This window comes from Limimaricola sp. G21655-S1 (assembly GCF_027213785.1).
GTDB lineage: Bacteria > Pseudomonadota > Alphaproteobacteria > Rhodobacterales > Rhodobacteraceae > Limimaricola.
On record NZ_JAPWGO010000009.1, the window covers coordinates 98,800 to 117,440 of the forward strand.

At 66.2% G+C, this 18,641-nt stretch carries 21 protein-coding genes; 12 read left to right on the forward strand and 9 right to left on the reverse strand.

The features are described from left to right. The first annotated feature begins 40 nt into the window (after positions 1–40). The 3 genes from trxA to hslU all read left to right on the forward strand — a co-directional run bounded on the left by trxA (position 41) and on the right by hslU (position 2,461). Entirely contained in the window at positions 41–361 is a 321-nt protein-coding gene (trxA, locus tag O4G76_RS10805) for a thioredoxin (RefSeq protein ID WP_085895197.1), read from the forward strand. Positions 362–538: 177 nt separating this feature from the next. Continuing rightward, positions 539–1,096, forward strand: coding sequence for an ATP-dependent protease subunit HslV (gene hslV, locus O4G76_RS10810; RefSeq protein ID WP_269397340.1), 558 nt, complete (start codon positions 539–541; stop codon positions 1,094–1,096). A gap of 66 nt (positions 1,097–1,162) precedes the next feature. Then, complete coding sequence (hslU, locus tag O4G76_RS10815; protein WP_269397341.1) at positions 1,163–2,461, forward strand: ATP-dependent protease ATPase subunit HslU; 1,299 nt, start codon at positions 1,163–1,165, stop codon at positions 2,459–2,461. Here the strand turns inward: hslU and O4G76_RS10820 are convergent. After that, entirely contained in the window at positions 2,458–3,246 is a 789-nt protein-coding gene (locus O4G76_RS10820) for a metallophosphoesterase (protein WP_269397342.1), read from the reverse strand. The two genes, hslU and O4G76_RS10820, sit on opposite strands and share 4 nt — an antisense overlap. Continuing rightward, positions 3,243–4,181: a diacylglycerol kinase family protein gene (locus O4G76_RS10825; protein WP_269397343.1), complete on the reverse strand. Its 939-nt coding sequence runs from the start codon at positions 4,179–4,181 to the stop codon at positions 3,243–3,245. The genes O4G76_RS10820 and O4G76_RS10825 overlap by 4 nt, the downstream gene beginning before the upstream one ends. Positions 4,182–4,302: 121 nt before the next feature. Here O4G76_RS10825 and O4G76_RS10830 point away from each other — a divergent pair, with 121 nt between their 5' ends. Beyond that, complete coding sequence (locus tag O4G76_RS10830; RefSeq protein ID WP_373568029.1) at positions 4,303–5,550, forward strand: MFS transporter; 1,248 nt, start codon at positions 4,303–4,305, stop codon at positions 5,548–5,550. Here the strand turns inward: O4G76_RS10830 and O4G76_RS10835 are convergent. From O4G76_RS10835 to O4G76_RS10845, 3 genes are read right to left on the reverse strand one after another with little or no spacing between them, the layout of a single operon-like run. Next, positions 5,547–6,161: a Smr/MutS family protein gene (locus O4G76_RS10835; RefSeq protein ID WP_373568032.1), complete on the reverse strand. Its 615-nt coding sequence runs from the start codon at positions 6,159–6,161 to the stop codon at positions 5,547–5,549. The two genes, O4G76_RS10830 and O4G76_RS10835, sit on opposite strands and share 4 nt — an antisense overlap. Positions 6,162–6,163: 2 nt before the next feature. Continuing rightward, a complete protein-coding gene (locus O4G76_RS10840; protein WP_269397345.1) occupies positions 6,164–7,195 on the reverse strand; it encodes a murein transglycosylase A in 1,032 nt (343 codons plus the stop codon). Beyond that, positions 7,192–7,851 carry a Tim44/TimA family putative adaptor protein gene (locus O4G76_RS10845; RefSeq protein WP_269397346.1) on the reverse strand — a complete coding sequence of 220 codons (660 nt, stop codon included), beginning with the start codon at positions 7,849–7,851 and terminating at the stop codon, positions 7,192–7,194. Before O4G76_RS10845 ends, O4G76_RS10840 begins: the two co-directional genes overlap by 4 nt. Before the next feature lie 141 nt (positions 7,852–7,992). Between O4G76_RS10845 and O4G76_RS10850 the strand changes: the two genes are divergently transcribed. Further along, positions 7,993–8,490, forward strand: coding sequence for an FxsA family protein (locus O4G76_RS10850; RefSeq protein WP_269397347.1), 498 nt, complete (start codon positions 7,993–7,995; stop codon positions 8,488–8,490). A 55-nt stretch (positions 8,491–8,545) separates the two neighbouring features. Continuing rightward, positions 8,546–9,091: a protein-export chaperone SecB gene (gene secB, locus O4G76_RS10855; protein WP_085895187.1), complete on the forward strand. Its 546-nt coding sequence runs from the start codon at positions 8,546–8,548 to the stop codon at positions 9,089–9,091. A 3-nt stretch (positions 9,092–9,094) separates the two neighbouring features. On the opposite strand, the gene dnaQ is transcribed toward secB, so the two are convergent. Genes dnaQ through O4G76_RS10875 form a run of 4 tightly spaced genes read right to left on the reverse strand, consistent with a single transcriptional unit; the run spans position 9,095 to position 11,790 of the window. Continuing rightward, entirely contained in the window at positions 9,095–9,781 is a 687-nt protein-coding gene (dnaQ, locus tag O4G76_RS10860) for a DNA polymerase III subunit epsilon (RefSeq protein ID WP_269397348.1), read from the reverse strand. Next, positions 9,774–10,367 (reverse strand): dephospho-CoA kinase, encoded by a 594-nt coding sequence (gene coaE / locus O4G76_RS10865; protein WP_269397349.1) that lies wholly within the window; start codon positions 10,365–10,367, stop codon positions 9,774–9,776. Before coaE ends, dnaQ begins: the two co-directional genes overlap by 8 nt. Beyond that, positions 10,364–11,194: a shikimate dehydrogenase gene (locus tag O4G76_RS10870; protein WP_269397350.1), complete on the reverse strand. Its 831-nt coding sequence runs from the start codon at positions 11,192–11,194 to the stop codon at positions 10,364–10,366. The genes coaE and O4G76_RS10870 overlap by 4 nt, the downstream gene beginning before the upstream one ends. Then, on the reverse strand, positions 11,191–11,790 hold the full coding sequence (locus O4G76_RS10875; protein ID WP_269397351.1) for a nucleoside triphosphate pyrophosphatase: 600 nt from the start codon (positions 11,788–11,790) through the stop codon (positions 11,191–11,193). Before O4G76_RS10875 ends, O4G76_RS10870 begins: the two co-directional genes overlap by 4 nt. Positions 11,791–12,207: 417 nt before the next feature. On the opposite strand from O4G76_RS10875, the gene hemJ reads away from it, so the two are divergent. The 6 genes from hemJ to O4G76_RS10905 all read left to right on the forward strand — a co-directional run bounded on the left by hemJ (position 12,208) and on the right by O4G76_RS10905 (position 18,634). After that, positions 12,208–12,657: a protoporphyrinogen oxidase HemJ gene (hemJ, locus tag O4G76_RS10880; protein ID WP_269397352.1), complete on the forward strand. Its 450-nt coding sequence runs from the start codon at positions 12,208–12,210 to the stop codon at positions 12,655–12,657. Between the two features lie 133 nt (positions 12,658–12,790). Continuing rightward, positions 12,791–14,065 carry a transcription termination factor Rho gene (rho, locus tag O4G76_RS10885; RefSeq protein ID WP_269397353.1) on the forward strand — a complete coding sequence of 425 codons (1,275 nt, stop codon included), beginning with the start codon at positions 12,791–12,793 and terminating at the stop codon, positions 14,063–14,065. A gap of 24 nt (positions 14,066–14,089) precedes the next feature. Beyond that, positions 14,090–15,373, forward strand: a complete 1,284-nt coding sequence (gene mnmE, locus O4G76_RS10890; RefSeq protein WP_269397354.1) for a tRNA uridine-5-carboxymethylaminomethyl(34) synthesis GTPase MnmE — start codon at positions 14,090–14,092, stop codon at positions 15,371–15,373. Between the two features lie 3 nt (positions 15,374–15,376). After that, positions 15,377–17,242: a tRNA uridine-5-carboxymethylaminomethyl(34) synthesis enzyme MnmG gene (mnmG, locus tag O4G76_RS10895; protein ID WP_269397355.1), complete on the forward strand. Its 1,866-nt coding sequence runs from the start codon at positions 15,377–15,379 to the stop codon at positions 17,240–17,242. Further along, positions 17,239–17,859: a 16S rRNA (guanine(527)-N(7))-methyltransferase RsmG gene (gene rsmG, locus O4G76_RS10900; protein WP_269397356.1), complete on the forward strand. Its 621-nt coding sequence runs from the start codon at positions 17,239–17,241 to the stop codon at positions 17,857–17,859. Before mnmG ends, rsmG begins: the two co-directional genes overlap by 4 nt. Next, positions 17,852–18,634: a ParA family protein gene (locus tag O4G76_RS10905; RefSeq protein ID WP_269397357.1), complete on the forward strand. Its 783-nt coding sequence runs from the start codon at positions 17,852–17,854 to the stop codon at positions 18,632–18,634. The genes rsmG and O4G76_RS10905 overlap by 8 nt, the downstream gene beginning before the upstream one ends. Positions 18,635–18,641: the final 7 nt, after the last annotated feature.

Sequence of the window (18,641 nt, forward strand, 5' to 3'; positions counted from 1 at the left end):
CTTACGTCTCTCACCCAAACCGAGACCCAAGGAGAGCCCGATGGCCACCGTTGCAGTCAATGACGCGAATTTCGACGCCGAAGTGCGCCAGTCCGATGTCCCCGTCGTGGTGGATTTTTGGGCCGAGTGGTGCGGCCCCTGCAAGACGATCGGCCCGGCCCTCGAAGAGCTGTCGGACGAGTACCAGGGCCGCGTGAAGATCGTGAAGGTCAACGTGGACGAGAACCCGAACTCCCCGGCGCAGCTCGGCGTGCGCGGCATCCCGGCGCTGTTCCTGTTCAAGGATGGCGAGATCGTCTCGAACCGCGCCGGCGCCGCCCCCAAGGCCGCGCTGAAGGGCTGGATCGACGAGTCGATCTGATCCTCCCTTCACTGGACGACCAAAGGCGCCTTCGGGCGCCTTTTTCGTCTCTGATCCGGGGCAAACTTGCCCTTCCGGCCCCCGGCCCCCATATCGGCCCGAACGGTGGCGGGCCTTTCCCTTCATCTTTCGACAAATACGCATGGCGCGCGGTTCGTCCCGCGCCCGACTGGAGGCATGATGAGCGACGACTTCCCCGGCTGGCATGGCACAACCATCATCGGCGTGCGCAAGGGTGGCAAGGTGGTGATCGCGGGCGACGGCCAGGTGAGCCTCGGCCAGACCGTGATCAAGGGCACCGCGCGCAAGGTGCGCCGCCTCGCCCCCGGCGGCTACGAGGTCATCGCCGGCTTCGCCGGGTCGACGGCCGATGCCTTCACCCTGCTGGAGCGGCTGGAGAAGAAGCTCGAGGCGACGCCGGGCCAGTTGGCGCGAGCCTCGGTCGAGCTTGCCAAGGACTGGCGCACCGACAAGTACCTGCAGAAGCTCGAGGCGATGCTGATCGTTTCGGACGGCAAGGACCTGCTGGTGATCACCGGCGCTGGCGACGTGCTCGAACCCGAACACGACGTCACCGCGATCGGCTCGGGCGGCAACTACGCGCTGGCCGCTGGCCGGGCGATGATGGAGACCGATCTCGACGCCGAGGAGGTGGCGCGGCGCGCCATGGCGATCGCCGCCGACATCTGTGTCTACACAAATGGCAAGCTCACCGTTGAAACGTTGAGCGCGTAAATTTCTTCGAAGAAATTTAACAAGATCCTTCGAAGGATCTTGGCCCCTCATCCGACGAGGAATCCCATGACCGACCTGACCCCCCGCGAGATCGTCTCCGAGCTCGACCGCTTCATCATCGGCCAAAAGGAGGCCAAGCGCGCCGTGGCCGTGGCGCTGCGCTCGCGCTGGCGGCGCAAGCAGCTCTCATCGGATCTGCGCGACGAGGTGTACCCGAAGAACATCCTGATGATCGGCCCCACCGGCGTCGGCAAGACCGAGATCTCGCGCCGCCTCGCCAAGCTCGCGCATGCGCCGTTCCTGAAGGTCGAGGCGACGAAGTTCACCGAGGTGGGCTATGTCGGCCGCGACGTAGAACAGATCATCCGCGATCTCGTGGAGGCCGCGATCTTCCAGACCCGCGAGCAGATGCGCGAGGACGTGAAATCCAAGGCGCATGAGGCCGCCGAGAACCGTGTGATCACGGCGATCGCCGGCACCGATGCCCGCGACCAGACCCGCGAGATGTTCCGCCGCAAGCTGAAGAACGGCGAACTCGACACCACGATGATCGAGATCGAGGTGACCGACAGCTCGAACCCGATGCAGGGCTTCGACGTTCCCGGTCAGCCTGGCGGCATGATGAATCTCGGCGATCTCTTCGGCAAGGCGATGGGCGGCCGCAAGGTGAAGAAGCGCGTCACCGTGGCCGAGAGCTACGAGCTGCTGATCGCCGACGAGGCCGACAAGCTTCTGGACGACGAGACGGTGACCAAGGCCGCGGTCGAGAATGTCGAGCAGAACGGCATCGTGTTCCTCGACGAGATCGACAAGGTCTGCGCCAAGGCCGATGCTCGGGGCGCCGATGTCAGCCGCGAGGGCGTGCAGCGCGACCTTCTGCCGCTGATCGAGGGTACCACGGTTTCGACCAAGCACGGCCCGATCCGCACCGACCATATCCTGTTCATCGCCTCTGGCGCGTTCCACGTGGCCAAGCCCTCGGATCTGCTGCCCGAGCTTCAGGGCCGTCTGCCGATCCGGGTCGAACTGCGCGCGCTGACCGAAGAGGATTTCGTGCGCATCCTGACCGAAACCGACAACGCGCTGACCCGGCAATACGCGGCGCTGATGGGCACCGAGGAGGTGACGGTCGAGTTCACCGAAGGTGGCATCGCGGCGCTGGCGCGGATCGCGGCCGAGGTGAACCGCTCGGTCGAGAATATCGGCGCGCGCAGGCTTTATACCGTGCTGGAGCGGGTGTTCGAGGAGTTGAGCTTCACCGCGCCCGACCGGACCGGCGAGACGATCAAGGTCGACGAGGATTTCGTCGAGGCGCATCTGGGCGAGCTGTCGCGTTCGACCGACCTGTCGCGCTACGTGCTCTAGACCTCGCGCCATACCCCTTTTCCCTTGGCGAAGCGGGCGGTCTGGATGATCTCGAAGCGGGGCCGGTCCTCGGCCCCGTAACGTTCGACCTTGATGCGGTCGGGCTCGATATGGAGCAGGTTGAAATTGTTGGTCTCCTCGCGCAGCCGCGAGGAGAGCCCGGTTCCGGCCTGCACCAGAAGCACGCCCGGTGCCGCGGTGAGAGGTGCCACCGCGGCGTTGTGCAGATGCCCCGAGAGCACCACGTCGGCGCCGCAGCGCCCGAGGCAGGCCACGGCGGCACGGGCGCCGCGCATCAGCCGCTTTTCGGTGCCCGGATCGTGTTCGAGCGGGTGATGCATCATCGCCAGATGCGTGCGCCCGTCCGGCGCGCCCGCGAAGGCGTCGCAGACACGGCGGATCGTGCGCTGGCTGATCTTGCCCGATTGCCAAGCGAAGCGGTTCACCGTGTTGACGCCGATCAGCGCCACCTCCTCGTCGATGTATTCGGGCTCCAACTCTTCGCAGATCAGGCTGCGATAGCGGTGGAACGGCTTCACGAAGCGCAGCCACGGGTTGTCGATCGGCGTGTCGTGATTGCCCGGCACGGTATAGACCGGCATTTCCAGCCGCGAGATGAAGTCGGCGGCCTGGGCGAACTGGCTTTCGCGGGCGCGCTGGGTCAGGTCGCCCGAAAAGGCCACCATGTCGGGACCGAGCCGGTTGATCGTCTCGATCAGCGGCTCGAGGAGATCCTCGCGGGTGCGGCCGAAATGCAGGTCCGAGATGTGCAGCACCCGCCTCATGCCGCCGCCTCGCCGGCGGTGTCGGGCACGATGATCCGAAAGGCATTGCGGACCATCTCGAATTCGAGCGGACCGTCCATTGCGAATTTCTCGCCGTCGCAGGCGACGAGCTGACGACGGCGCTTCACGTGAATCACCAGTCGGTCGGCACAGATCAGTTCGAAATCCTCGCCCAGCCGCATCTGCTTGACCGCCAGCCGCACCGCATCCGACAAGAGGCCCATCCGGCCTTCGTCCGGCGCCACGAAGACCGCGAAGCCGCCCCGGCGGATGCAGTCCGCGCCCTGCAGCCCGAAATGCTCAAGCTGGAACGCCGAGCGTGCGGCGAAGACCAGCGGCGTGCGAAACCGGCGGCGCTGCCCCTCGACCTCGATCTCGACCTTGAGCGGCCGGGTAAAGCGCCAGAAGGTCTTGAGCACAGACCAATGCGCCGCGATGCGCCTGCGGCCCCAGCGGCGATAGACCGTCTCGCGCTCCTTGAGGATCGCGGGATAGACCCCGATGCTGGCATTGTTCAGGAACAGCCGCCCGTTGACCGCGCCGAGATCGATGCTGCGGCTGTGCCCGGCAGCGATGACCTTCGCCGCGCCCTCGGGGTCCTCGGGGATGCCGTAGCCACGCGCGAAGAAGTTGAAGGTGCCCAAGGGGAGCACGCCCAGCGCGCAATCCGAGCCGTTGAGCGCGGAGGCCACCGCCATGATCGTGCCGTCGCCGCCCGCCGCCACCACCGTGCCATAGCCGTCGCGCACCGCGGCCCGGGCGGTTTCGGCGATGTCGCGCCCTTTGACGTGACACAGCTCGGCCTCCGGGCCCAGCACCTTCATCGCGCGGTCGATGGCCTCGGCCTCGCGGCTGTTGCGGCCGGAATGATCGTTACAGATCACACGGATGCCGGCCCGGTCCGGGGCGGGTCGGGCAGCGATCGGGTCGGACATGTCCGCGAGGCTCCTGAAAGGGTTCGGCGGATAAACGCTTGGAGTCGGGGAAGGTTTCGGGGCCTACCGACTTCCACCTCCGGACCAAGGCTGGCACCAAGGGCACGAAAGGCGGCATTCCATGACCCTGATCCGTTTCCTGCGCGACAACGCGCCCTTTCTCGCGGCCGGTGCGCTGCTCAGCTTCGGCTCCTCCTTCGGGCAGACTTTCTTCATCTCGATCTTCGCGGGCGAGATCCGCGCCGAGTTCGGTCTGAGCCACGGCGCATGGGGTGGGATCTACACGCTGGGCACCACGCTTTCGGCGCTGGTGATGATCTGGGCCGGCGGGCTGACCGACCGGTTCCGGGCGCGCCGTCTCGGCCCCGCCGCGATGACACTGCTGGCGCTGGGCTGCCTGTGCATGGCGGTGCTGCCGGGCAGTTGGGGCTGGGCGCTGGTACCGGTGATATTTCTGCTGCGCTTTGCCGGGCAGGGGATGCTGACGCATATCTCGGTCGTCGCCATGGCGCGCTGGTTCGCCGCCGGGCGCGGCAAGGCGCTGTCGATCGCCTCGATGGGCGTGGCGCTGGGGCAGGCGGTGCTGCCGGTGATCTTCGTGGCGGGGCTCGGCCTGATCGACTGGCGCCTTCTCTGGGTCGCGGCGGCGGCGCTGTCGCTCATGGCGGTACCGCTGGCGCTGCGACTGCTGCGCCGCGAGCGGACCCCGCAGAGCATCGCGCAGGACAGCCAGAGCCTTGGCATGGAGGGCCGGCACTGGACCCGTCTTGGCACGGTGCGGCACTGGCTGTTCTGGATGCTGGTACCGGCGCTGATGGGGCCGCCCGCCTGGGGCACGGCGCTGTTCTTCCAGCAGGTGCACCTCGCCGAGGTGAAGCCCTGGAGCCTCGGGCAATGGGTGGCCCTGATGCCCGTCTTCACCGGCATGACCATCGCGGGGACCTTCGCCGCGGGTGCGGCGCTGGACCGGCTCGGCACGGCGCGGCTGATGCCGTTCCTGATGCTGCCCTGGACCTTGGCCTTTCTGGTGCTGAGCCAGGCCGACGGGCTTGGTCTCGCGGCGCTGGGGCTCGCCATCGCGGGGTTCGGCGGCGGCGTGCAGGCGGTGCTGCCGGGCGCGTTCTGGGCCGAGTTCTACGGCACCCGCCATATCGGCGCGATCAAGTCGGCGGCGGCGGCCGTTATGGTGCTTGGCACCGCGATCGGGCCGGGGGTGAGCGGCGTGCTGATCGATCGCGGCATCGATTTTCCGGACCAGATGCTCGGCATCGCTGCCTATCTCGGGCTGGCGGGCCTGCTGCTCGCTATCGGCGTGCGGCGGGCGGCCCGGTTGTTGCCCATCTCGGAGCCGCTGGTACGCGCAGCCTAGCGGGCGCGGCGCAGATAGACGTAATAGGCCCCTTCGCCGCCATGGCGGATATGGGCGGGCGTGATCTGCAACACCGCCTCGCGCAGCGGTGACAGGCCGAGCCATTGCGGCACCTGATGGCGCAACACCCCGTGCCGCACCGGCATCGGAGCCTCGTAATCGCGCGCGCGCCCCTTGCCGGTGATCACCAGCACCAGCCTACGACCCATCGCCTGGCTCGACAGGATGAAGGCCACCAGCTCGGGATGCGCCTCCGACAGCGTCATGCCGTGCAGGTCGAGCCGCGCCTCGGGCTTGAGCTTGCCCCGGGTCATCCGCCCATGCGCCTTTGCATCCATCGCCACGGGGGCGGCACGCAGCCGATCGCGCAGGCCGGGCAGCAAATCGTCGGGCCGCTTCGGATCGGCCTTCTGACCGACACGGAACCGGGGCAGGGGATCGAAACGCTCGGACAAGGCGGGCTCCGGCGGGGCCGGTGCTTTCGGCGCGGATGAGGACGAAGTCTCGGCGCCGAGACTTGGCTTGCCGCGCTTGTGCATCGGCGCCGCCTGACGCGCGACACTGTCCCACAACGCCCGTTCCTCGGGCGACAGATGCCTCGGTTTGCGCACCATCAGGCCGGGTCGGCCAGCGTCTGCGGCAACATGTCCCAAGCGCGCTGGATCGGCAGCAGCACCACCATCCGGCCGGTATCGCGGGTCCGGCCCGCGCGCTTGCCCGCGAGCCGCCCGGTGCCGAAGAAGATGTCGGCGCGCTGGGCGCCCTTGATCGCCGATCCGGTGTCCTGCGCGATCATCAGCCGGCGAAACCGATCCTCGCCCTCGGTCTCGATCCAGACCGGCGCGCCGAGCGGCACGAAGGCCGGGTCCACCGCGATGCTGCGCAACGGCGTGATCGAGCGGTTCATCGCGCCAAGCGGGCCGCGCTCGGCCGGAACCTCGTTCACCTCGCGGAAGAACACGTAGGAGCGGTTGGTCCAGAGCAGTTCCTTGCCATCCACCGGGTTGCGCCGCACCCAGGACCGGATCACGTCGGCCGAGACCTGGTGCGGCTCGTAGACGCCGCGCGCCACCAGCTCCTGACCGATCGAGGAATAGGGCTGGCGGTTGGCGGCGCCATAACCCAGCCGGATCATCCGACCATTGGGCAGCCGCACCCGGCCCGACCCCTGGATCTGCAGGAAGAACAGGTCGACCGGGTCGACATAGGCGATCTCGAGGCCGCGGCCACGAAGCGCGCCGCCCTGATCGATCTCCTGCCGCGTCAGCCAAGGCCCCTCCGAGGGCAGGTCGTCGGGAACGCGGTAGACCGGCGCGACATAGCGCCCGTCGGGCACCTCCGATCCGCGCAGCTCGGGTTCGTAATAGCCGGTGAACAGCGCCTCGCGCCCGTCCTCGATCTGCACCGGCAGGAAGAACAGCTCGAAAAAGCTCTTGGCGTCCTCGGTCTCGTGACCCAGCGCGCAGAGCGCCTGCCAGTCGCGGTCGCGCAGATCGCCGCAGGTTTCGAGAAAGGTATCGAGCGCGGCGCGGTGGTCGTCGGCGGCCCAGCCCCTGAGCTGGTCGAAGCCGAGAAGCTTCGGGCTGGCTGCCGCGCCGAGTGGCAGCCCCAGGGCCAGCGCCAGTGCCGCCGCGAGCCGGGTCATTCCCCGGTTGCCACCAGTTTCCAGTTGGGATCTTCGCTGCCCATGACGCGGCCGAAGGTCCAGACGTCGCGCTGGCGCTTGATCTCGGAGGTCGAGCCCTCGACGATCTCGCCCGCGGCGTTGCGCACCACGTAGGTCAGCTCGCCGGTGAACCGCACGGCGATCTCGCCTTCGCGGCTGGCCGCGTCGAAGCTGGCCTCGCGCACCGCGATCTCGCCAAGGCCCACGAAGGTCGCCTCGACCTTGAGCCCCTCGCGCTCGCGCGCGGCGATCACCTCGGCGAAGGCCTCGTAGACGTCATCCGACAGGAACGGCCGCACGCTTTCGAGATCGCCGTTCTCGAACGCCATCAGGATCATCTCGTAGGCGCCGCGCGCGCCTTGCAGGAATTCGCTGAGATTGAAGTTCGGATCCGCCGCCTTCATCGCGTAGATCGCCTTGGCGGTGTCGCTGTTCTCGGGGACGTGATCGGTGATGTCACGATCCGGCCCGCCCTCGATCACCTCGAATTCGGGGCGGTTGCGGCGCTTCTCGGCCTGCGCCGGAAGGCTCGGCTTCTCGAAGCCCTCCCGCGTTCCCAGCACGCCGCGCAGCCGCAGGATCAGGAAGATCGCGATGCCTGCGAGCACCAGAAGCTGGATGATGGGAGAGTTCATTCGGAGCCTCTTGTCAGCACGGACCTCGTACCGGGTCCATGTCGCACCTATGTAAGCCACGCAACCGTTCAAGTCCACCGACCCACCGGCGCGGATTGCCTTTGGGTACGGGGATGACAACACAGTTTCGGGAGACCGCCCATGTGGCTCTTCATCGCCTTCCTCGCCGTGCCGTTGATCGAGATCGGCCTGTTCATCCAAGTCGGCGGGCTGATCGGCTTGTGGCCGACGCTGCTGATCGTGGTGCTGACCGCGATCGCCGGTACCGCGCTGGTGCGCGGGCAGGGCATGCAGGCGATCGCGCGGCTGAAACGCTCGATGAACGAGTTCTCCGACCCCTCGCGGCCGCTGGCGGACGGGGCGATGATCCTGTTCGCGGGCGCGCTCTTGCTGACGCCGGGCTTCTTCACCGATGCCTGCGGCTTCGCGCTGCTGGTGCCGGCGGTACGCAGCCGGGTGTTCAAGCTGCTGAAGGACAAGGTGAAGGTGGCGAGCTTCGAGATGGGCCAGCAATCGCCGCACCGGCCCTATGATCCGCGCGGGCCGCAGGCACCGCGCGACACCGTGATCGACGGCGAATTCCAGGAGCTGGGCGAGGGTCGCGCGCCGACCCATCCCTCGGGATGGACACGGCATTGAGGGGCGCCCCGGCGGCTGCTAGACAAAGGGCCAACAGTTACCGGAGGACCCAGTCATGACCGATACACCCGACGCTCCCGCCACCCCCGAGACCGAGGGGCAGGCGCCCCAGCAGCCCAAGGTGACGCAGCGCGTCGTGGCGCAGTACATCCGTGACATGTCCTTCGAGAACGCGCTGGCGCAGAAGGGCCTGACCGGCGACCTGCAGCCCGAGGTCTCGGTGCAGGTCAATCTCGACGCCCGCAAGCGCGGCGCCGAAGGCCAGTACGAGGTGATCACCAAGCTCAACATCACCTCGAAGGCCAAGGAATCCGGCGAGCCGCTGTTCCTGTTCGAGATCGAGTATGCCGGCGTGTTCCAGATCTCCGGCGTGCCGGACGAGCAGCTGCACCCCTATCTGCTGATCGAGTGCCCGCGCATCACCTTCCCCTATCTGCGCCGGATCGTCTCGGACGTGACCCGCGACGGCGGCTTCCCGCCGCTGAACCTCGAGCAGATCGACTTCCTGCAGCTCTACCGCAACGAGCTTCAGCGCCGCGCCCAGGCGCAGCAGGCCCAGAAGGCCTCCGAGGCCGAGCCGGGTCCGTCCGGCACCGCCTGAGGCCTAGCCGAACCTCTTCCAAAGCGCGTCGTCGCCCAGCTTGCCGACGAACTCGGCATGGGCGGCGGCCTCTTCCTCCGTCAGCCGCGCCGGCAACGGCACGGGACGGGGGCGCGGCCGCCAGTCGGCCTCGGCCTCGCCGGAACGGCCTTGCGCCACGTTCAGCGCGAAATCGGGCTGCCGTCCGCCGATCAGCTCCAGATAGACCTCGGCGAGAATCTCGCTGTCGAGAAGCGCGCCGTGCAGCGTGCGCGACGAATTGTCGATGCCGAAGCGGCGGCACAGCGCGTCGAGCGAGGCGGGCGAGCCGGGGAACCGCTTGCGCGCGATGGCCAGCGTGTCGAGCGCGCGATCCATCGGGATCTTCGGCATCTTCACCCATGACAGCTCGGCATTGAGGAATTTCATGTCGAAGGCGGCGTTGTGGATCACCAGCCGCGCATCGCCGATGAAATCGACGAAATCCTGCGCGATGGCGGCGAAGACCGGCTTGTCGCGCAGAAACTCGTCGCCCAGCCCGTGCACCTCGAAGGCGCCCTGCGGCATCGAGCGTTCGGGATTGATGTATTGGTGGTAGGTGCGGCCCGTGGGCATGTGGTTGAGCAGTTCGACCGCGCCGATCTCGACGATGCGATCACCCTCGGCGGGCTCGAAACCGGTGGTTTCCGTGTCGAGAACGATCTCACGCATCGCGCATCTGCCTCCTGATCCGGGCGATCACCTCGCGCACGCCCTGCCGGGCGGCCTCGAGGCTCCTTGTCTCGATCAGGTAATCGGCCTTGGCGCGTTTCTCAACATCCGGCATCTGCCGCGCGAGGATCGCCTCGAACTGTGGCCGCGTCATGCCGGGCCGGGCGAGAACGCGCGCGGCCTGGGTTTCGGCCGGGGCGCTGACCACCACCACCGCGTCCATCTCGGCCGCGCCGCCGGTCTCGTAGAGGAGCGGCACGTCGAGCACGACGATATCGGCCGATTGCGCGGCGACGAACGCCTCGCGGTCGGCCTGCACCAGCGGGTGGACGATCGCCTCGATGCGGGGCAGGGTCTCGGGATCGGCGGCGATGATCTCCTTGAGCGCGGGGCGCGAGACCGCGCCATCGATCACCGCTGCGGGAAAGGCCGCCCCGATGGGCGCCACCGCCGCGCCGCCGCGACGATAGAGCCGGTGCACCGCCGCATCCGCATCCCAGACCGGCAGGCCCTCATCGGCGAACATCCGTGCCGTGGTGGATTTGCCCATGCCGATCGAGCCGGTGAGGCCGAGCCGAAAGCTCATGCCAGCACCGCCGCCCGCGTCGCCTCCGTCACCTGCGGCGTCGCGCCGAACCAACGCTCGAAGCCCGGCACCGCCTGGTGCAGCAGCATGCCCAGACCATCGACGGTGCGGCAGCCACGGGCCCGCGCCGCGAGAAGCATCGGCGTGTCGAGCGGCGTGTAGACCAGATCGGTCACCAACGCCGAGCCGGGCAGGGCGGAGAGGTCCAGATCGAAGGGATCGGCGCCCTCCATGCCCAGCGAGGTCGTGTTCACCACGGTCGCCGCGCCGTCGAGCGCGGATGCCGCCTCGGCCCAGTCGATCACGCGAATCCTCGGGCCGAAGGCCTCGGCCAGAGCCTCGGCCCGGGCCCGGGTCCGGTTCGCGAGCCGGATCTCGGGCACGTTCGCTTCGATCAGCGCGTCCAGGACCGCCCGCGCCGCGCCGCCCGCACCGAGCACCACCGCCGGTCCCTCGGCAGACCGCCAGTCCGGCGCGCCCTGACGCAGGTTCTCGACGAAGCCGTAGCCGTCGGTGTTGTCGGCATGGATGCCGTCTTCGCGAAAGCTCAGCGTGTTGGCCGCGCCGATCCGCGCCGCGCGGGCACTGACATGATCGGCCACCTGCAGCGCCGCATGCTTGTGCGGCAAGGTCACGTTGGTACCGCGAAACCCCATGCGGGGCAGGGTGCGCACGACCTGCTCGAAATCCTCCGGTTCGACGTGCATGGGCACGTAATGCCCGGCCATGCCGAGATCCGCGAGCCAGTGCGCGAAGAGCCGCGGCGAGCGGGAATGGGCGATCGGGGCGCCGATGACGCCGGCCAGCGGAATGCGATGCGCGCTCATCGTTGCAGATCTCCCCTCAGCACCAGCCAGTTGATCAGCTCGACCAGCGGCAGGCCGAGCACGGTGAAATAATCGCCCATCACCCGCACGAAAAGGCGCACGCCCTCTTCCTCGAGCTTGTAGCCGCCCACCGAGTGGCGGATCGATTCCCAGTTGCGGTCGACGTAATCGCGCAGATACGTCTCGGAGCATTTCGCCATGTCGAGCCGAACCACGCCGACATGGCGCCATATCGGCTCACCGTCGCGGCAGACCACCGCCGCCGAAAGCAGCTGGTGGGTCCGGCCCGAAAGCCGGGTGAGCTGGTCGAGCGCCTCTTCGGGGCTTTCGGGCTTGGAATAGATCTCGCCACCGAGCGCCAGTACCTGATCGCAGCCCAGAACCAGCGCGCCGGGATTGCGGTTCGAGACCTTCAGCGCCTTCATCTCCGCCAGCTTGTCGGCCAGATCGCGCGGCGGCGCGCCTTCGACCAGCAACGCGGCCTTCAGCGCCGCCTCGTCGATGCGCGGCTTCTCGATATCGAACGGGATCGCGGCCCCTTTGAGGAGGCTGGCGCGGATCTCGGATCCGGAGGCGAGGATGAGGGTCTGGGTCATGGCAGCCTGTGGACGACTCTAGGGAGGAATCGGGATCGAATCATGAGCACGACTCGGTGGAAGGTTGTGACCCCTCCCGCGACTCGGGACAAGCGGGGTGAGTCGTCTCCGCGACTCAGCGACTTATCCACGGGGGAAGAGCATAAGCCCGGCATTGGGGATCGTTGTGGGCAAATGGTGGAGTCAAGATCGCGACTCGGGCGCTGTATATGGCAAGCTGAAAATTTAAATCATTTATCTTCAGTATTTTAGCCGATGTATCCGAGTCGTTCCGATGGCCTCGACTGCAGGCCCAGCCTGTGGACGACTCTGAGGATATGCCGTCAACGACCGCTTATCCACGGCCCTACTACCCTCTTCATCTTTTCTTTTATCCTTATTCATTTGAGAAGGAGCCGGTCTGAGAAAGGGACCGAGATGACCGACTTCGCCGCCTACGCCTATCCGTGGATAAAGACGGGACACATCCTGTCCTTCGTGGCGTGGATGGCGGGCATGTTCTACCTGCCCCGGCTCTTCGTGTACCACGCGGAGCGGGCAGAGAGCGGCTCGCAGCTCGACGAGACCTTCCAGATCATGGAGACGAAGCTCCTGAAGCTGATCATGGGGCCGGCGATGATCTCGACCTGGCTCTTCGGGCTGCTGCTGATCTCCTTCGGCGTCGTTGACTGGTCCGAGCCCTGGCCCTGGATCAAGGCGGCCGCGGTGCTGGCGATGACCGGGATGCATGGCTGGCTGTCGAAGCGGCGCAAGGAGTTCGCCGCGGGCACCAACAGCCGCAGCGGCAGGCAATACCGCATCGCCAACGAGGTGCCGACGCTGCTCTTGCTGGTGATCGTGGTGGCGGTGGTGGTGCGCCCGTTCTGAGGCATCCCGCTGCGCGGCGTTGACGTGCGACTTATCCACGCCTAAGACTGCTCCCGCTTGCCCGTCCGGGCAAAGCGATTCCATTTTCACGACCGACAAGAGCGGCCCGCGGGCTGCCACAGGACCGTTTCCCATGTCCCAGGACCGCCTGAACCTCGCCGATCTCAAGGCGCAGAGCCCGAAGGATCTTCTCTCGCTGGCCGAAGAACTGGAGATCGAGAACGCCTCGACCATGCGCAAGGGCGACATGATGTTCGCCATCCTCAAGGAGCGCGCCGAGGAGGACTGGGTCATCGGCGGCGACGGCGTGCTCGAGGTGCTGCAGGACGGCTTCGGCTTCCTGCGCAGTCCCGAGGCCAACTATCTGCCGGGTCCCGACGACATCTACGTCTCGCCCGACATGATCCGCCAGTTCTCCCTGCGCACCGGCGACACGGTCGAGGGCGTGATTCAGGAGCCGAACGAGAACGAGCGTTACTTCGCTCTGGTCAGCGTCGAGAAGATCAACTTCGAGGATCCCGACCGCGCCCGCCACAAGGTGGCCTTCGACAACCTCACGCCGCTCTATCCCGATGAGCGGCTGAAGATGGAAGTCGAGGAAGAGGCCGCGACCAAGGATCGCTCGGCCCGGATCATCGATCTGGTGGCGCCGATCGGCAAGGGCCAGCGTTCGCTCATCGTGGCGCCGCCGCGCACCGGCAAGACGGTGCTCCTGCAGAACATCGCCCACTCGATCGAGAAGAACCATCCCGAGTGCTATCTCATCGTACTGCTGATCGACGAGCGGCCCGAGGAGGTCACCGACATGCAGCGCTCGGTCAAGGGCGAGGTCGTCTCCTCGACCTTCGACGAGCCCGCGACACGGCACGTGGCCGTGTCCGAGATGGTGATCGAGAAGGCCAAGCGTCTCGTCGAGCACAAGCGCGACGTGGTCATCCTGCTGGATTCGATCACCCGTCTCGGCCGCGCCTTCAACACCACGGTTCCGTCATCGGGCAAGGTGCTGACCGGCGGTGTCGACGCCAACGCGCTGCAGCGGCCCAAGCGGTTCTTCGGCGCGGCGCGCAACATCGAGGAGGGCGGCTCGCTCACCATCATCGCGACCGCGCTCATCGACACCGGCAGCCGTATGGACGAGGTGATCTTCGAGGAGTTCAAGGGCACCGGCAACTCCGAGATCGTGCTCGACCGCAAGGTGGCGGACAAGCGCGTCTTCCCGGCGATGGACATTCTCAAATCCGGCACCCGCAAGGAGGATCTTCTGGTCGAGAAGGTCGATCTTCAGAAGACCTATGTGCTGCGCCGCATCCTGAACCCGATGGGAACCACCGACGCGATCGAGTTCCTGATCTCGAAGCTGAAGCAGACCAAGACCAACTCGGACTTCTTCGACTCCATGAACACCTGACGCGGTACGCGCGAGGACTTCTCCATGGACACGATCTATGCCTTGGCCACGGCGCGCGGGCGCGCCGGGGTCGCCGTCGTTCGCATCTCCGGCCCTTCGGCGCGGCGCGCGGCCGAACGGATGGCGGGTGCGCTGCCCGAGCATGGGCGCGGTCTGAGAACGCTGCGAGACGGGGACGGGGACGCGCTCGACGAGGCGCTGGTGCTGACCTTTGCCGAGGGGCGCAGCTTCACCGGGGCCGAGGTGGTCGAACTGCACCTTCATGGCAGCCGCGCGGTGATCAACGCCGTTCTGGCGCGCCTGTCCGAAATGCCGGGGTTACGCTTGGCGGAAGCCGGAGAGTTCACACGGCAGGCACTCGAGAATGGGCGTCTCGACCTGTCGCAGGTCGAAGGCCTGGCCGATCTCATCGACGCGGAGACCGAGGCGCAGCGGCGGCAGGCGATGCGCAGCATGGCCGGCGGTCTCGGCGCGAAGGCTGACCTGTGGAAGCGGGATCTGCTCCGCGCGATGGCGCTTCTCGAGGCGGTGATCGATTTCGCGGAGGAGGATGTGCCTGTCGATGTCACGCCCGAGGTGATCGGGTTGCTCGATCGCTGCGAGACGGCGATGCGCCGGGAGATGGAGGGCGTCGGGGCCGCCGAACGAATTCGCGAGGGATTCGAGGTGGCGATCATCGGGGCGCCCAACATGGGAAAGTCTACGCTTCTCAATTACTTGGCCGGTCGTGACGCGGCGATCATCTCGGATGTGCCGGGAACCACGCGCGACGTGATCGAGGTCCGGATGGAACTCCGTGGTTTGCCGGTCACGCTGCTCGATACGGCCGGGTTGCGCGATTCCGACGATGAGGTCGAAGCCATCGGGATCGCGCGGGCGCGAAGCCGCGCCGCGAGCGCCGATCTGCGGCTGCATCTCGTGGCACCGGAAGTTTATGAGGACGGCATTTCCGGTCCGGACGACATCGTTCGGATCGGACGCGCGGATCTGCAAGCGGATCCGCGGCCGGGGATTTCCGGCAAGACCGGCACCGGTGTTGCCGAGCTGCTGGATGAAATCGCCAGCCGTCTCTCGGAAAGGACACTCGGCGCCGGGGTCGCGATCCGGGAACGGCATCGCCTGGCTCTGCGTGATGGCATCGGACACATCAACCGTTGCCGAGATATCCTGCCGGAAGGAAGCATGAGCCTCGACTTGGCGGCGGAAGAACTCCGGCTTGCCGTCAGGGCGCTTGACAGCCTCGTCGGTCGGGTCGATGTGGAGGATATCCTCGGGGAGATCTTCTCCAGCTTCTGTATCGGGAAATAGGAGTTGTTTCACGTGAAACAGAAATCCTACGACATCGTGGTGGTCGGTGGCGGTCATGCCGGCGTCGAAGCTGCAGCTACCGCAAGCCGTATGGGCGCGAAGACGGCGCTAGTGACGATGAAGATTGCGACGATCGGCGCGATGTCCTGCAATCCCGCGATTGGCGGCTTGGGCAAGGGGCATCTCGTCCGAGAAGTCGATGCTCTCGATGGCCTGATGGGGCGAGTGGCGGATGCGTCGGGCATCCAGTTCCGCCTTTTGAACCGACGCAAGGGCCCCGCCGTCCAAGGCCCGCGGCTTCAGGCGGATCGCGACATCTATCGCAGCCGCATGCAGGCGGAGTTGAACGCGATCGAAAACCTAGATCTCGTCGAAGGCGAGGTCTACGATCTGGTCGAGCGCGGCGGTCGGATCTGCGGCGTCGACCTGGCTGATGGAACGCGGCTGGATGCTCGGAGCGTCATTCTGACTACCGGAACCTTCCTGCGCGGCGTTCTGCATTTCGGCGCGGAAACGCGGCCGGGCGGTCGGGTAGGGGATGAACCCTCGACCCGTCTCGCGGAGCGTATCGACGGTTTCGGATTGCAAATGGGCCGGCTCAAGACCGGCACGCCGGCGCGCTTGGACGGAAAGACGATCGATTGGGCGCGCCTGGAAATGCAGCCGGGCGACGATGATCCGGTGATGCTGTCGTTCCTGAACAAGCGTCCCGAAGCGCGTCAGATTTCCTGTGGTATCACCCATACCAATCCCGAAGCTCACGACGTGATCCGCGCGAACCTCTCGAAGTCGGCAATGCATAGCGGCAATATCAGCGGCACCGGCCCGCGCTATTGTCCTTCGATCGAAGACAAGGTCGTTCGCTTTGCCGAGAAGGAGAGCCACCAGGTTTTCCTCGAACCCGAGGGGCTGAACACCGACACGGTCTATCCGAATGGCATTTCCACCTCGCTGCCCATTGACGTGCAGGAGACCTTCATCCGCGCGATGGTGGGGCTGGAAAACGTCCGTATCGAACAGCCCGGCTACGCCATCGAGTATGATTACATCGATCCCCGAGCGCTCACGCGCGGGCTGGAGCTGAAGGACGTCCCGGGGCTGTATCTTGCGGGGCAGATCAATGGCACGACCGGCTACGAGGAGGCGGCCGCCCAAGGCTGCGCCGCTGGCCTCGCAGCGGCGTCCGAGGCGTTGGATCGTACGCCTCCGGAGTTCAGCCGGACATCCAGCTATATTGGCGTAATGATCGACGACCTCGTCACGCGGGGCGTGACCGAGCCCTATCGCATGTTCACCTCGCGGGCGGAGTTCCGGCTGTCTCTTCGCGCGGACAACGCAGATCAGCGGATGACACCCATGGGGCACGCTGCCGGGTGCGTGGGTGAGGTGCGCTGGGAACGGTTCTCGGCCAAGATGGACCGTCTCGAAACCGGGCGTTTGAAACTTGCGAAGCTGAGTTTCGCGCCGCGGGATCTTGCCGCACAAGGTGCAAATCTCAACCCGGATCGTCCGAGAAAGGACGGTATCGAGGCCCTGAGCATCGCCGATGTCGGCTTCGAAATGCTGCGTGCCATCGAGCCTGAACTCGCCGAAATCGACACTGATACCGCGGTTCAACTGAAGAACGATGCGATCTATAGCGCCTACGCACAGAGGCAGGATCGCGATGCCGACTCGATCCGGCGCGACGAAGCACGCCGTCTTCCTTCGGATCTCGATTACGCCAGCTTGCCCGGTCTCTCGAACGAGTTGCGGCAGAAACTCGAGGCGGCGCGCCCCCGGTCGGTAGGCGAGGCTGGAAAGATCGAGGGCATGACCGCGGCCGGTATGCTTCTGCTTATCAACGCCAGCCGTCGGACGGCCGCATGACCGCTGACAGCGTTTTTTACGACTTGGGTGTTTCACGTGAAACACGAGAACGTTTGATCGCTTACGCCGCACTCGTCCGCAAATGGTCCCCGGCGATCAATCTCGTTTCAAAATCCGACTTGGAACAGCTCGAAACCCGGCACATCGCCGATTCCCTGCAACTCGCTGAGTTCCTTCCTAACGCGCCTGGAACTTGGGCGGATCTCGGATCAGGGGGCGGATTTCCTGGGATCGTGGTCGCCATTTTGGCTGCCGAGCAGGAAAATGGTCTCGACTTGCATCTGGTCGAAAGCGACCAACGGAAAGCGGCATTTCTACGGACCGCTGGACGGGAGCTAGATCTCTCCCTGACCGTCCACTGCACGCGGGTCGAGCAGCTCGCTTCCTTGGGGGCGGCAACAATCAGCGCGCGTGCCTTGGCGCCGCTGACGGATCTACTGACCTATGCGCACCGGCACCTTGCGCCGGGCGGGCGATGCGTGTTCCTGAAGGGACAGACCTACGAAGCCGAGATTGACGAAGCACGTAGGACTTGGCAATTCGACGTCGATGCCCGACAGAGTGTTACCGACCCCGCAGCCCGTATCCTGCTCGTGAGCAACCTGACCCATGCCTGAGACCTGTCGTATCATCGCCCTTGCCAACCAGAAGGGCGGGGTCGGGAAAACCACCACGGCAATCAACCTCGGCGCGGCTTTGGCCAAGGCCGGGCGGCGGGTCCTGCTGGTCGACATGGACCCGCAGGGCAACGCCTCCACAGGCCTCGGCCTTGCCGCCGGCGATCGTCGATCCACTACCTACGACCTGCTACTGGGACAGGATCCCGCGTCGGAGGGGATACATGGGACGCAGGTCTATGGGCTGGATATCATCCCGGCGACGACCGATCTGAGCTCCGCCGATGTCGAGCTGATGGCCTCGGGCGGCCGCAGTCGCATGCTGCAGCGCCGTTTGGCCGAGCTTATCGTCGACAGGGGCGACTACGACTACGTTCTGATCGATTGTCCTCCGGCGCTGAACCTTCTCACCATCAACGCGATGGTTGCCGCCGGCTCGATGATCGTGCCCTTGCAGAGCGAGTTCTTCGCGCTCGAAGGCCTCTCGCAGCTTATGCTGACATTGCGCGAGGTGCGCAGCACCGCCAACGAAGCCCTGCGGATCGAGGGCATCGTCCTGACGATGTATGATCGCCGCAACAATCTGTCCCAGCAAGTCGAGGCCGACGCGCGCGGCACCTTGGGCGATCTCGTGTTCAAGACGGTGATCCCGCGCAATGTGCGGTTGAGCGAAGCGCCGTCCCATGCCATGCCGGTTCTCGATTACGATCCCGCCTGCGCGGGCACCAAGGCCTATCTGGATCTGGCCGCAGAAGTCATTGAACGGGAGGGATGAGAGCGGA